We start from the raw sequence: 13,088 nt of genomic DNA, 5'->3' as shown, positions 1-13,088 counted from the left end.
CGGCTGGCAGGATTCGAACCCACGACCCCTTGGTTCGTAGCCAAGTACTCTATCCAACTGAGCTACAGCCGCACGCAGAAGCGAAATTATAGCAGGGTTGTATAAAAAGGGAAGCCTTATTCGCGAATTGTTCTGCAAGACCTTGCCGGGGCGCCCTTCGTGTACCCTTGGAGCATCAGTCATCCAAGTTGAACCCGCATCATGAACAAGGCGTTTGTCAAAGAGTCGGACGGTGACGACGACGATCTCGACCAGGCCCAGCCGGCGATTCCGGCAGGCGCGAAGAACTACATCACGCCGGCCGGCCACAAGCGGCTGAGGGACGAACTGCTGAACCTGATCGACGTCGAGCGTCCCGAGGTCGTGCGGCTCGTGTCCTGGGCCGCGTCGAACGGCGACCGGTCGGAGAACGGCGACTACATCTACGGCAAGCGGCGGCTCCGCGAGATCGATCGCCGCATTCGCTTCCTGACGAAACGGCTCGATCTTGCCGAAGTCGTCGATGCGAGCCGGCAGGAGAACGTCGACCAAGTGTTTTTCGGCGCAACGGTCGACTACGAGACGCCGGACGGCGAGGATCACACGATCACGATCGTCGGGATCGACGAGGTCGATCTCGATCACGGCTGCGTCAGCTGGATCTCGCCGGTCGCGCGTGCGCTGATCAAGGCGAAAATCGGCGATACCGTCACGCTGATGACGCCGGCCGGCCCGCAGCCGATCGACGTGCTCGACGTCCGTTACCCGGCACCGGGCAACGCCTGAGCGACGCTCGGGGTCAGCCCGGAAAAGAAAAAGCGCCCCGATGGGGCGCTTCGTCATCCGGCGTGCGGCGGATGTGCAGGTCGCTCAGAAGCGATGGCGCAGGCCGGCCGTGACCGCGATCTGCTTGTTGCTCGACGAAGCACCACCGAGGCCGTTGACATAGGCGCCGATGCCCAGGCCGTCCGTGCTGACGCGCTGATACACGCCTTGCACGTACACGTCGGTCCGCTTGGACAGTGCATAGTCGGTCTGCAGGTTGAACTGATTCCAGCCCGGATGACGGCCGTCCAGGAAGCCGGCGGTGTATGTGTACGACCCCGCCAGCGACAAGGCCGGCGTGAGCGCGTAGCGCGCGTTCACTTCGTAGTTGTTGAAGCGGGCAAACGTGCCGTCGAGACCCAGGCCGTTCGACACGCCCGAGGCACCCGCGGAGATGCCGAGCGCCCGGTTCACACGCGATTGCGTGAATACGAAGCCGGCCGTTGCCGGGCCGAATGTGTAGTTCAGGCCGCCGCCGAACACGCGCTGACGCTTGCCGACGAACGTGTTGTCGCCTGCTACCGCGCCGCCGCTGTTGGTGACCGCGGCCGACGTGAGGCCCGTGATGTCATTGTTCAACTGCAGGTAGCCAGCGCCGATATTGAAGCCGGCGTAGGTGTACGACACGCCCGCGCTGTACGCGCGATTGTTCGAGAACTGGTTGCTGTTCGAGAAGCCGTACAACGCGCCGAACTTCAGGCCGCCGTAATTGATGCTCGTATACTTGACGGCGTTATTGATCCGGAACGAATTGTTCAGGTTGTCGTTATCGAACGGGTGGGCAAACTGGGTGCCGCCGAATTGCGTACCGGTCAGCGACAGCGGCCCGATGTAGTCGACGACGCTGTCGTATTGGCGACCGAGAGTGACGGCGCCAAACTGGTCATGAGACAAGCCGACGAACGCCTGGCGGCCGAATTCACGGCCATTCTGGCCGAGCGTGCCGTTGGCGATGTTGAAGCCGTTTTCCAACACGAAGATTGCTTTCAGGCCGCCGCCGAGATCTTCCGTGCCGCGCAGGCCCCAGCGGCTGCCGTTGATCTGGCCGCTGCGTTCCGACCATGAGCTGTGGCCACCCTGGTTGTTGGTATAGGTGATGCCTGCGTCGATCAGGCCATAGAGCGTCACGCTGCTCTGAGCATGGGCTGCTGTAACGAAGACACCCGACAACGCGGTGACGATCAGGGTTTTTTTCATGGATCTGTCTCCAAACAGGATGATGTCGATCGAACCTGCTGCGGACTGGCATGTTTTGCTTGACGCTGCGGCCGGTCCGGCAGAGCGGCGGTGCGCTTATCAATAAGCCATCTGCAGTGTACGGAGTGCGTGGAGCGGGGGACGATCACGCTTTAAGCAATAATATATTTTGGAATCCGCAAAGATTGTCGAGGTAGCGCAAACGATTGACCATCAAGGGTTTGCGGCGCTGCAGCGAAGAAAAATAGCGATTAGGACTACGGAACGGGCGTTGCGCGATCGCGACAGGTAGTCAGCAGCAGGCGAGGGCGGTCATAGCGCGATTATTGACACATCGGCAATAGAGGTTTGTGTGGAGCATGAATAATGAAAGGTTGTTCTCTCGCTATACTGCGATCTCTGCTTTCCGAAGCAGACTTTTTCGTTGACGGAAAAGATCTCCAAACCTTTGTCGGCGCGACTTCCCAGTCGCGCTTTTTTTTTGCCCCGTCACGCCGCGTGCTATTGCGCGTATGAGTGCCGCTTGCGCTTGGCCGCAGGTGCGGCTTCCTTGGCTTCGTTGGGGGGCGGTGTGTAGGTCCAGTCTTCCATCACGTAGTGACGGGCATCGAGTGGCGATGCGAGCAGGTTCTGCCAGTGATCGCCGTGCCAGGTCGTATCGAATTCGGTGTCACATGGCGCTTCGCGCGCAGACTCGGCCAGGGCGCGGGACTTGCGACGTACGCGTCCAAGCCGGCTCGCGAAGCGCTTGATTCCGTCCAGCCACATGACCTTCTCCTTCCTTCCAACGTTAAGTGAGCATCGCAATGTCCCCGCATTTCCGCAACCCGGAAAAAACCCGAGGATTTTACCGAGCCGATTTGTCCCCGGTAGAAATTTCGTGGTCGAGATTATTGATGCTCCGGTCCCGGTAATGTTGACAGGTTTTTGATGCGAATCAATTAATCAAAGGCGATGGTGTACCGATTCCAATGGTATTAGCGCTTTTTTGATAAAACGTTCGTCAAAAATTTTCTTGACGCACCCGGATTGTCCAATTTATAAAGTCAGCACTCCGTCCTCGGGCGGCGTGCTGGTGCGGGTGCTGGCGCAATGTTTCGGGATTTCGGGAAACGGCTATAAAAATAGCTTTTTTGATCTAATCGAGTGGGGAACGAAGACATGGATACCGGTATCGTGAAATGGTTTAACGATGCTAAAGGTTTCGGCTTTATTACGTCGGACAATGGTGGTGAAGATTTGTTTGCGCACTTTTCCGAAATCAAGATGGACGGCTTCAAGACGCTGAAGGAAAACCAGCGTGTTTCGTTCGACGTGAAAGTCGGGCCGAAAGGCAAGCAGGCAGCGAATATCCAGGCGGTCTGACGCGCCACGCATTGCCGATCACGTCCGGCCCCCGCATTGCGGGGGCTTTTTGCTTTTCGGGGGCGGAACATTCCGGTTCGGGCTGGCCGCGAACGGGGATGCCGGTGCATACTCACGGAAGCATCGTTTCCCAGTCTTTTCATGTCTGATTCCCCCCGTCCGTCCGATCCCGCCAGCGAACAGCCGCTCGTTTTCGTCGACCTTGAAACCACGGGCGGCTCGCCCGCCGAACACCGCATCACCGAAATCGGTGTGGTCGAAATCGGCCCGCTCGGCGTGTCGACGTGGACGACGCTCGTCAATCCGGGCCAGTCGATTCCGCCGTTCATCCAGCAGCTGACGGGCATTTCGGACGACATGGTGTGCGACGCGCCGTCGTTTGCGTCGCTGGCGCCGGCGTTGTTCGAGCGGCTCGACGGCAAGCTGTTCGTCGCGCACAACGCGAGTTTCGACCGCGGCTTCCTGCGGGCCGAATTCGAGCGCGCCGGCTTCGCATTCAATCCCGATGTGCTGTGTACGGTGCGGCTGTCGCGTGCGCTGTTCCCGCGCGAAGCGCGGCACGGGCTCGACGCGTTGATCGAACGCCACGGCCTCGTGCCGGCTGCACGCCACCGGGCGCTGGCGGATGCCGACCTCCTGTGGCAGTTCTGGCGCCAGTTGCACGAGATCGTGCCGCTCGAGCGGTTGCGCGACCAGATCGCGCGCACGACGCGCCACTTCCGTCTGGGTGGCGACCTGACCGAAGCCTGGCTCGATACCGCGCCGGCCGGGTGCGGAGCGTACGCGCTGTTCGCGGAGGGCGACGCGCCGCTGTATGTCGGCCGCAGCGTACGCGTGCGGCAGCGGCTACGTGCACTGCTGACCGGCGAACGCCGTTCGTCGAAGGAAATGCGGCTTGCGCAGCAGGTGCGCCGGGTCGAATGGCGCGAGACCGGCAACGAGCTGGGGGCAATGCTTGCCGAAGCGCAATGGATCGCCCAGTTGCGTCCATCGTACAACCGTCGCCCCGCGGCCGACGCCCGTGCCGGCGGTGCGCCCTGGCCGTTTGACGGCGCAGTTGCATTCGAGGCGAGCGGCGAGCGCCGCCTGTTTCATGTGATCGATGGCTGGCGCTATCTCGGCGTGGCGGAATCGCTCGACGCGGCCGCGCGGCTCGCGGCCGACGGGACGGACGGTGCGTTCGAACCCTTCACCCACCGCCTGCTGCAGACGCATCTCGCACGCGGCCTGCAACTGATTCCGCTCGCCGCGCTCACGCCGGCGGGGCAAGCCGGTTGAATCAAGCGCGGCCGCGCGATCCGCGCCTGCTGCGTCAACCGATCGCGCTTGCGCCGCCGGCCGAGCAGACGTGCGACAGCGCGGTGTCGAGTGCCTGCGTTTGCGTGGAGTCGTAGCGGGTGAGCGTCTTCCAGTTCGCGATGCTGCGCGCGAGCCGCGCCTGGCAATCAGGCGCATCGCGCAGCGGTCCAACCAGCGCGAGCCCTGCGAGCATTTTCTGCGTCAGCCGGTCGAGCGCCGGGCGCGTGCTGGTCGCGAGATCGGGCGGCATGCCTTCCGGCGGCCGCGTCGCACGCCAGTTCGCGAACAGCGCGTTCTGCACATCCTTGCTCGCGGTGATCTGATCCTCGAAGAACGTCCGCGCGAACGCGGGATCGACGCCGGCTTGTGCCGCGCGCTTCTCGACCGATGCGAGCAGTGCCGCTTCGCGCGGCCGGTCCTCGATTGCCTTGTGATTGGCCCATTTCCAGCGAGCGACCGGTTCGGCGAGCGCGAGACGCTGCGACGCGAGCGCGACGAGGTTGGTGAGGGCGGTGTCGTCGCCATCTGCATTGGCGATACGCGGGGACGAAAAGAGGGCGACGCCGAGCGCGGCGACAGCGAGGCTGGCACGAATGGCTTGCTTCATCGGAACGATCGGGAGAGCCGGGCGGGCCGGACGTGGAAAACCAGAAGAATAGACGAAGACAGTCGCGCGGCGTAGCGCAGCGACCGGAGAATCAGCAGGCGAGCTGATCCGGCACCGTCAGGCTGTTGCGGCCCGGGTGCGAGGCGAATTGCGCGCGATGCGCAGTGATGAACCGCACGATAGCGATGATCGACACGTGGCGGTTACAGAACCGGACAGGCGTTCACTTCGGCGAGTACAGCTTGTGCTGCTCGTCGAAGAATGCCCGCACGTGGTCAGGCAATTCGGCGAGGAATTCCACGCCGACGGGTTCCGGATCCGGGCTCATCACTTGCTCGGGCGGTGGCATGCGAGTTGGTCTTTCGTCCATGGTCATTTCTCCAGCAGGTTCGATGATTATCAACCTCGCGCTTGGATTTATGCCAGTGGCGAATCGTTAGATTTTGTCTCTGTTGTATTAACGGCACATGCGCTCTGACGCGCGCTGCGATGCCGACTATTGCATCGTACGGAATCGGCAACAATCGGGCCGCTTGTTATACTTGCGCGCACTTTTTCCTGGACCGCGATGAAACGAACGACGCGATGGATCGGCCTCGTATGGCTGGCGCTGGTACTGAACGTACTGTCGCCCGTCATCGGCTATGCGCGTCTCGCATCGAGTGGCTCCGGCGAGCTCACGCTCGAATTGTGCAGTGCAGCGGGCACCCGCCAGGTCGTGCTCGCGCAGGCGGGCGGCGATCACGATACGTCGTCGTTCGACCATGCCGGCATGGCGCACTGCGTGTACTGCCCCGGCTTCGCGGCGAACGTGGCGCTCGGGTCGAGCCTGCCCGCGCTGCCGGGCTTCGTGCGGACGTTCGCCTATCGCGCGGCCGCCCCCGTCGTTCCCGATTGTCCCCGCAAGGGCATTCGTCTCGCGCAGCCCCGCGCCCCGCCTGAAAACGCTCCGATCTGATTGATGTCGTCCGCGCGCCCCCCGGTGGCGCGCGTGCCGCCCGCGGCGAGGCCGCGTGCCGCGCCGTCCGTGCGCGGTACGCGCGCTCGCGTCCGGCGGCGTCCGATCGCGTTTTCAGGAATTCGCACATGTCCTCCCTCTTCGCCGCGCGGCCGTCGCGCGGCCGGCTCGCGCTCGCATGCGCGGCCGCTTTTGCCTGGCCAGCCGCCCATGCGGCGTCAACGGACGATGCACGCGGCGCGACCGCGCACGGTGGTGTCGAGCGTTCCGCTGATGCCGCCGCGCCTGCTTCGGCTGTCGCAACCGTGCCGCCGGCGCTGGCCGGCGACACGCTGAGCGCCGTCAGCGTGACCGCGCAGCGGCAACCGGTCGATCCGGATACGCCGGCCGTCGTCACATCGATCACGCGCGAGCAGATCGAATCGCATACCAACGTCACGACCGAAGACGCGCTGAAATACGCGCCGAACCTGATGGTCCGCAAGCGCTATATCGGCGACCGCAACAGCGTATTCGCCGGCCGCGACTTCAACGAACTGCAGAGCGCACGCGGGCTCGTGTATGCGGACGGCGTGCTGCTGTCGAACCTGCTCGGCTCGAGCTACGCGTACCCGCCGCGCTGGTCGCTGATTCCGCCCGACGACATCGCGCGCGTCGACGTGCTCTATGGCCCCTTTTCCGCGCTGTATCCGGGTAACTCGATCGGCTCGACCGTGCTGCTGACGACGCGTCGCCCGGACAAACTCGAGGCGTCGCTGTCGACCCAGTTCTTCACGCAGCGCTATCACGACGGCTACGGGGTGGCAGACAGCCTCGGCGGCAATCACCAGACCGCGCGGATCGCGAACCGCGTCGGCCGGTTCTGGTTCGCGCTGTCGCTCGACCGGCTCGAGAACAACGGTCAGCCGATGCAGTATGCGAGCCCCAATTCGGCGTACAACCCGAAGCTCGGCGCCGCCGTGCCCGTGACGGGCGCCGCGACCGACATCGGGCCCAACGGAAAGCCGCGGACGATTGTCGGTGCGCAGTCGATCGAGCGGACCGAGCAGCTCAACGAAACGGTCCGGATGGGCTATGCGTTCACCGACCACGTCGATGCGACGCTCACGCTCGGGCATTGGGAGAACCATTACCGGCAGCACGGCGAAACCTTCCTGCGCGATGCGGCCGGCAATCCGGTCTACGGCGGCAACGTGTCGATCGGCGGCCGGAACATGACCGTTGCGCCGAACGCGTTCGCGCCGCAGCGCGGCGACCAGGAGAACTGGCTGTACGCGCTCGGCCTGAACGGCCGGCTCGATTCCGGCTGGCGCCTGTCGGGCGTCGTGTCCGCATACGACGTGTCGCGCGACGTGCAGCGCTCGGCGTCGACCGTGCAGGGTGGCGCAGGCACGCAGTTCCAGGGCGACGGCACCGGCTGGCGCACGCTCGACCTGAAGGCCGAGGCGCCGGAAGTGAAGGGCCATACGTTCATGTTCGGTTACCACTACGACAACTACTTCCTGCGCAACGTCACGTACAACACGGCCGACTGGCTGGCCGGGCCGACCACGTCGCTGTCGAGCGTCTATCGCGGCGACACGCGCACGCAGGCGCTGTTCGGCCAGGACGCGTGGCGCTTCGCGCCGGGCTGGCTCGCGACGCTGGGGCTGCGTTACGAGCGCTGGGATGCGTACGGCGGCGCGCTCGGCAATGCAACGGGCACACTCGGCTATGCGGACCGCAGCGCGAATGCGCTGTCGCCGAAAGTCGCGCTGCAATGGGATGCGACCGACGTATGGCGCTTCCGGCTGTCGTTCGCGACCGGCACGCGTTTCCCGACGGTCGGCGAACTGTTCCAGGGCACGATCTCGAACAACGCGATCGTCAACAACAACCCGAACCTGCGGCCCGAAAAGGCGATCGACTGGGACTTCACGGCCGAACGCGACGTGGGTGTCGGCGTCGTGCGTGCCAGCGTGTTCCAGAGCGATCTGCGCGATTCGATCTACAGCCAGACGACGGTGTCGGGCGCGACGACGGTGACCAACATCTCGAACGTCGATCGCGTGCGCGTGCGCGGCGTCGAACTCGCGTTCAGCGGCGAGAACGTTGGTTTGAAGGGACTCGCGATCGACGCGAACGTGTCGGCGAGCAATGCGCAGATCCTCGCCGATGCCGCGAATCCCGCGTATGTCGGTTCGCGCTTTCCGCGGATTCCGCGCATGCGTGCGAACCTGCTCGCGTCGTATCGCTTCGACGAGCACTGGCTTGCGAGCGTCGGTGTGCGCTATTCGGGCCGCCAGTTCAACACGCTCGACAACAGCGACGTAAACCCGGACGTCTATGGCGGCACGAGCTCGTTCACGATCGTCGATCTGAAGGCGCGCTACCGCTTCGACCGTCACTGGACCGCGTCGGTCGGCATCGACAACCTGACGGACCGCCGTTACTACGTGTTCCACCCGTATCCGGGCCGTACTTTCTATGGAGAACTGAAATGGTCGCTGTGAGATCGCTCGCGGCAGGCGGCGCGCTGTGGTTCGCGTTGCTGTCATCCGCCGGTGCGCACGATGCGCATGACGTGCCGAAGGCGGCTGACCCGCACGCCGCGCACATGAGCATGCAGGCCGCGCCCGCGCAGCAGAAGCAGCCGCTCGCGACCGGCGCCGCGTTCGACACGCATCACCGGCTGTGGGTCGCGTGGGTCGAGGGCGCGCACGTCGTCGTCGCGCATTCCGACGACGCGGGCAGCACGCTGTCCGCGCCCGTGACCGTCAACGCGATGCCGGAGCCGATCTACACGAGCGCCGAGAATCGCCCGAAGATCGCGACGAGTACGGATGGTCGCGCGGTGTACGTGTCGTGGTCGATGCCGCTCGATGCGCCGTACACCGGCATGGTGCGCTTCGCGCGATCGCTCGACGGCGGCGCGACGTGGAGCGTGCCCGTGACCGTGCATCGCGACCGGCAGGCGATCACGCACCGCTTCGACATGATGGCCGTCGATCCGGCCGGCAATATCGCGATCGCATGGATCGACAAGCGCGATCTCGTGGCGGCGAAAGCGGCGGGGCAGGCGTACGAAGGCGCGGCTGTCTACTACGCGGTATCGCGCGACGGCGGCGCATCGTTCGAAGCCGAGCGCAAGGTGACCGACCACACGTGCGAATGCTGCCGCATCGCGATGGCGATCGATCCGGCCGGACAGATCGAGGCCGCGTGGCGCAACGTGTTTCCGGGGCAGATCCGCGATCATGCGCTTGCCGTATTGCCCGTCGCGGCGTCGGAGCCGGTCGTGCCGGTGCGCGCGACGTTCTCGAACTGGCACGTCGAGGCGTGCCCCGAGCACGGGCCGGCGCTGGCGATCACGCCGGACGGCACGCGCCATCTCGCCTGGTTCGGCGTCGTCGACGGCCGGGCCGACGTGTTCTATTCGCGCATCGGCGCCGACGGCGAGCCGCGCGGCACGCCGTGGGCATTCGGCGCGAATCCCGCGGTGCCCGGCGAGCAGGCGTCGCATGCGGCGCTCGTCGCGCGCGGCGACGTCGTCTGGCTCGCCTGGAAGGCGTTCGACGGCGACACGATGCAGATCAAGCTGCGCCGGTCGGACGATCACGGCGAGCACTGGTCGGCGCCGCGCGTGATCGCGTCGACGTCGGGCGCGAGCGACAACCCGCAATTGCTCGACGACGCGGGCCGCCTCTATCTGTCGTGGCGCACGCGTAACGACGGTTATCGGCTGATCGCGGTGGAGGGGGCGAAATGAAGCGGCTGATTGCGTTGCTGGGCATCGTGCTCGCGAGCGTGCCGGCATGGGCCGGCGGCGAACTGCAGCCGCTGCGCGCGGCCGACGTCGCGCGCCTGTATGCGACCGCGCACGAGCGGCCGCTGGCGGTCGAGATCTGGTCGCTCGATTGCGGATACTGTCGCGAGAACGCCGCGCACCTGGTCGCGTGGCAGCGCCGCCATCCGGACGTGCAGCTCGCGATGGTCGCGATGGATGCATACGACGACAACGGTGCGGCGATCTCCCAGGCGCTCGCGCAGATGAACTTGCCGCCGCAGGTCGCGCAGTACGCGAACGCGGAGCCGATGCCCGAGCGTCTGCGGGCGGCGCTCGATGCGGGATGGAGAGGGGAGATGCCGCGCACCGTGTGGATCGGGCGCGATGGCGCACGCGAAGCGCGCAGCGGATTGCTGACGGCCGACGTGCTCGACGGCTGGTTGCAGCGCGCCAGGCGCTGAACCGGCCAGCGGCGCGCGGCGAGCGGGCCGCGCGCCGGCCTGATACGAAAACGCGCCCGAAGGCGCGTGGAGAGAATCGTCAGGCCGCTCGCTTGAATAGCCGGATCACGAACAGCAGGATCACCGCGCCGACGACCGCGACGATCACCGAACCGATGAAGCCACTGCCGACGCTGATGCCGAGCAGCCCGGCGAGCCAGCCGCCGATCACTGCGCCGACGATCCCGACGATGATGTCGACGATCAGCCCGAAGCCGCCGCCCTTGACGAGCAAGCCGGCAAGCCAGCCGGCGATCGCGCCGATGATGAGCCACATAATCAAGCCATGAGCCATGGTTGTCCTCTCCTTGAGTTGAGTCGAATGACCGGACATCGGCAGCGTTGCCGCAAGCTGAATGAAGGCGGCAACGCGACCTGCCGCGCCGCCCACGCAATGTAACGCGATAGACGGGTCGGAATCGTTAAGTAATGTTATGCACCCTTAACCGGATTTTCCAGGGAATTCGTCTGCATACGGGGAGGCTCGTGCGTGGACGATGCGTGATGAAATGAATATGTAATAAACGACCGCCGGTGAAGCCGGTCGGCCACGGGCGTCATCGCTCGCGCGTCGATGCCTGCATGCCCGCGTCGGGCAATCCGTCGCTTGCGTCGGCGATCAGCCGGGCGACGGTCGAGGGATCGCCGATCGCCTCGATCGACAGCAGTGCGAATCGGGCGAGAAAGAGCGACGCATCGGCTTCACCGATTCGCGTCATCGTGCGGCACAGGTCGGTGTAGAGGGTGTCGCGTTCGGTATCCATCATCATGCGGTTTCCTGAGGATCGGTTGACGCGCACGGATGGAGTGCGCGTTCGAGCGCGGCGGCCACGTCGCCGGCGCAAGCGTCGTGCCAGCGGCCAAGGACGTGACCGTCCGGACGTACGAGATAGACGGTGCCGTCGCGCGCACCATACATGTCGAACAGCCGGCCGTCGTCGTCATGGCCGCCGCAGGCTGGTTGCCGCGGGGCCGCATGCCGTGCGAGCGTGACGAGCGCGAACGGTATCCGCGCAGCGTGCAGGCGCCGTTCGAGAGCGGCGAGTGCCGGATCGGGCACGCCGTCGGACGTGAAGCAGAATGCGGTGAAGCGCGGCGCGACGAGATCGGTCAGGTGGCCGCGGCGCATGTCGCTGCCATGCGCCGAGTACAGCATCAGCGGGCATTCGGCGAGCACCGTGCCGGGCGTGGGGCCGGCGGCAAACGTATCGCGTTCGGCTGCGTTGAGCGACGACGTCGCATAGGCGATGGCCGTCGTCTGGCGCGGATTGATCAGCGAACGCAGCCCCGGATGTCCGACCGCGAGCGACAGCACGGCCTTGCGCATCAGTTCGAACGCAAACGACGGTGGCGCCATGAACTCGGTGCTCTTCGTGCCGTAGCGGAGGTTCTCGTGCGTCGCGAACACGCGTTCGTCCGAATAGCTGTCGAGCAACGTGTCCGACGCGAGCCCGCGAGTCACGTACGCGAGTTTCCATGCAAGGTTGTCGGCGTCTTCGATACCCGAATTCGCGCCGCGCACGCCGAAGATCGGTACGAGATGCGCGGCGTCGCCGCAGAACAGCACGCGGCCGTGCCGGTAGCGTTCGAGCGTCAGCGCGTTCGCCTTGTAGATCGTGATCCAGATCGGCGACCAGTCGCCGCGCTCACCCATCATGTCGAGCAGGTTCTGCACGCGCGGGATTACGTTCTCCGGTTTCACGGCCGCTTCGGGATCCTCATCGTCGCGCAACTGGTAGTCGATTCGCCACACGTTATCAGGCTGCTTGTGGACGAGCACCGTCGAACCCGGGTTCGACGACGGATCGAAGTATGCGAGCCGTTCGGTCGGCCGGTCGCTGTCGAGCGCGATGTCGACGATCACGTAGCGGCCCTCGTAGCTCGTGCCCTGGAGCGACAGGCCGAGCGCGTCGCGCATCGTGCTGCGCCCGCCGTCGCACGCAACGACCCAGTCGGCGTCGAGTGCATAGCCACCGAGCGGCGTGTCGATCTGCAGGCGCACGCCGTCCGGCTGCCGGATCACCCCGGTGACCTTCGCCTGCCAGCGAATCTCGATGAGTTCGGCGCGGCGCAGCGCGGCGTCGAGCAGGAATTGCTCGATGTGATACTGCGCGAGATTGATCATCGGCGGCAGCTTCTGGTTGTCGTCCTGCGGCATCGTGAAATGCAGCACTTCGTCGCGACGGTAGAAGCTGCGTCCGCCGGTCCACGGCAACCCGGTGCGCAGGAAGTCGTCGAGCGCGCCGAGCCGCTCGATGATCTCGAGGCTGCGCCGCGAGATGCAGATGGCGCGGCTGCCGTGGCAGACCGCGTCGTCGGCCTCGATCAGCACGCTGCGGATGCCGTGGTTCGCGAGGCCGAGCGCGACGGCCAGGCCGACAGGGCCGCCGCCGACGATCGCCACGCGATGCCGATGCGTATCGATACCGTCGTCGCAGGCCGGCAGATGCGCGGGATGGCGCGCGGCGACGAACGGGTAGGGCTTGAAGTCGAGATCCATCGTTGGCTTCCAAGGGGAGGGCGGTTCGACGTGCGCGCGGGCCGGGGCAACGCGTGCAGGCAGTCGAAGCAGTATGGAAGCCGGGCGGAAAT

Annotated in this window: 14 protein-coding genes; 7 read left to right on the top strand and 7 right to left on the bottom strand. The window is 65.2% G+C overall.

All coding sequences use genetic code 11. The annotated features are described in order from the left end of the window. Positions 1–201: 201 nt before the first annotated feature. Entirely contained in the window at positions 202–765 is a 564-nt protein-coding gene (gene greB, locus BDO18943_RS39015; protein WP_175026342.1) for a transcription elongation factor GreB, read from the top strand. Positions 766–849: 84 nt separating this feature from the next. Here greB and BDO18943_RS39010 read toward each other — a convergent pair whose 3' ends face one another. Both BDO18943_RS39010 and BDO18943_RS39005 read right to left on the bottom strand, forming a co-directional pair. Continuing rightward, positions 850–2,001: a porin gene (locus BDO18943_RS39010; protein ID WP_175026341.1), complete on the bottom strand. Its 1,152-nt coding sequence runs from the start codon at positions 1,999–2,001 to the stop codon at positions 850–852. A 501-nt stretch (positions 2,002–2,502) separates the two neighbouring features. Further along, entirely contained in the window at positions 2,503–2,769 is a 267-nt protein-coding gene (locus tag BDO18943_RS39005; RefSeq protein ID WP_175026340.1) for a hypothetical protein, read from the bottom strand. Between the two features lie 393 nt (positions 2,770–3,162). Here BDO18943_RS39005 and BDO18943_RS39000 point away from each other — a divergent pair, with 393 nt between their 5' ends. Both BDO18943_RS39000 and BDO18943_RS38995 read left to right on the top strand, forming a co-directional pair. Next, complete coding sequence (locus BDO18943_RS39000; RefSeq protein WP_011351289.1) at positions 3,163–3,366, top strand: cold-shock protein; 204 nt, start codon at positions 3,163–3,165, stop codon at positions 3,364–3,366. 141 nt (positions 3,367–3,507) lie between these two features. Then, positions 3,508–4,644, top strand: a complete 1,137-nt coding sequence (locus BDO18943_RS38995; RefSeq protein ID WP_175026339.1) for an exonuclease domain-containing protein — start codon at positions 3,508–3,510, stop codon at positions 4,642–4,644. Positions 4,645–4,678: 34 nt separating this feature from the next. Here BDO18943_RS38995 and BDO18943_RS38990 read toward each other — a convergent pair whose 3' ends face one another. Both BDO18943_RS38990 and BDO18943_RS38985 read right to left on the bottom strand, forming a co-directional pair. Continuing rightward, the gene (locus BDO18943_RS38990; protein WP_175026338.1) at positions 4,679–5,272 is read right to left on the bottom strand and encodes a chorismate mutase; all 594 of its coding nucleotides are present in this window, start codon (positions 5,270–5,272) and stop codon (positions 4,679–4,681) included. 223 nt (positions 5,273–5,495) lie between these two features. After that, positions 5,496–5,642 carry a hypothetical protein gene (locus BDO18943_RS38985; protein WP_006756195.1) on the bottom strand — a complete coding sequence of 49 codons (147 nt, stop codon included), beginning with the start codon at positions 5,640–5,642 and terminating at the stop codon, positions 5,496–5,498. 198 nt (positions 5,643–5,840) lie between these two features. On the opposite strand from BDO18943_RS38985, the gene BDO18943_RS38980 reads away from it, so the two are divergent. The 4 genes from BDO18943_RS38980 to BDO18943_RS38965 all read left to right on the top strand — a co-directional run bounded on the left by BDO18943_RS38980 (position 5,841) and on the right by BDO18943_RS38965 (position 10,457). Next, positions 5,841–6,230: a DUF2946 domain-containing protein gene (locus tag BDO18943_RS38980; RefSeq protein ID WP_175026337.1), complete on the top strand. Its 390-nt coding sequence runs from the start codon at positions 5,841–5,843 to the stop codon at positions 6,228–6,230. Between the two features lie 128 nt (positions 6,231–6,358). Next, a complete protein-coding gene (locus BDO18943_RS38975; protein ID WP_175026336.1) occupies positions 6,359–8,722 on the top strand; it encodes a TonB-dependent receptor in 2,364 nt (787 codons plus the stop codon). Next, positions 8,710–9,978, top strand: a complete 1,269-nt coding sequence (locus BDO18943_RS38970) for a sialidase family protein (RefSeq protein WP_175026335.1) — start codon at positions 8,710–8,712, stop codon at positions 9,976–9,978. Before BDO18943_RS38975 ends, BDO18943_RS38970 begins: the two co-directional genes overlap by 13 nt. Further along, positions 9,975–10,457 (top strand): TlpA family protein disulfide reductase, encoded by a 483-nt coding sequence (locus BDO18943_RS38965; protein ID WP_175026334.1) that lies wholly within the window; start codon positions 9,975–9,977, stop codon positions 10,455–10,457. Before BDO18943_RS38970 ends, BDO18943_RS38965 begins: the two co-directional genes overlap by 4 nt. A gap of 79 nt (positions 10,458–10,536) precedes the next feature. On the opposite strand, the gene BDO18943_RS38960 is transcribed toward BDO18943_RS38965, so the two are convergent. From BDO18943_RS38960 to BDO18943_RS38950, 3 genes are all read right to left on the bottom strand, one after another. Further along, positions 10,537–10,791: a GlsB/YeaQ/YmgE family stress response membrane protein gene (locus tag BDO18943_RS38960; protein ID WP_043181796.1), complete on the bottom strand. Its 255-nt coding sequence runs from the start codon at positions 10,789–10,791 to the stop codon at positions 10,537–10,539. Positions 10,792–11,053: 262 nt separating this feature from the next. Beyond that, positions 11,054–11,266 (bottom strand): hypothetical protein, encoded by a 213-nt coding sequence (locus tag BDO18943_RS38955; protein ID WP_175026333.1) that lies wholly within the window; start codon positions 11,264–11,266, stop codon positions 11,054–11,056. Continuing rightward, positions 11,263–12,996: an FAD-dependent oxidoreductase gene (locus tag BDO18943_RS38950; protein WP_175026332.1), complete on the bottom strand. Its 1,734-nt coding sequence runs from the start codon at positions 12,994–12,996 to the stop codon at positions 11,263–11,265. Before BDO18943_RS38950 ends, BDO18943_RS38955 begins: the two co-directional genes overlap by 4 nt. Positions 12,997–13,088 lie beyond the last annotated feature (92 nt).

Origin of the sequence: Burkholderia aenigmatica (genome assembly GCF_902499175.1) — a bacterium.
Lineage (GTDB): Bacteria > Pseudomonadota > Gammaproteobacteria > Burkholderiales > Burkholderiaceae > Burkholderia > Burkholderia aenigmatica.
Note: the sequence above shows the minus strand (reverse complement) of the source record. Positions and strands in the feature narration are given on the sequence as shown.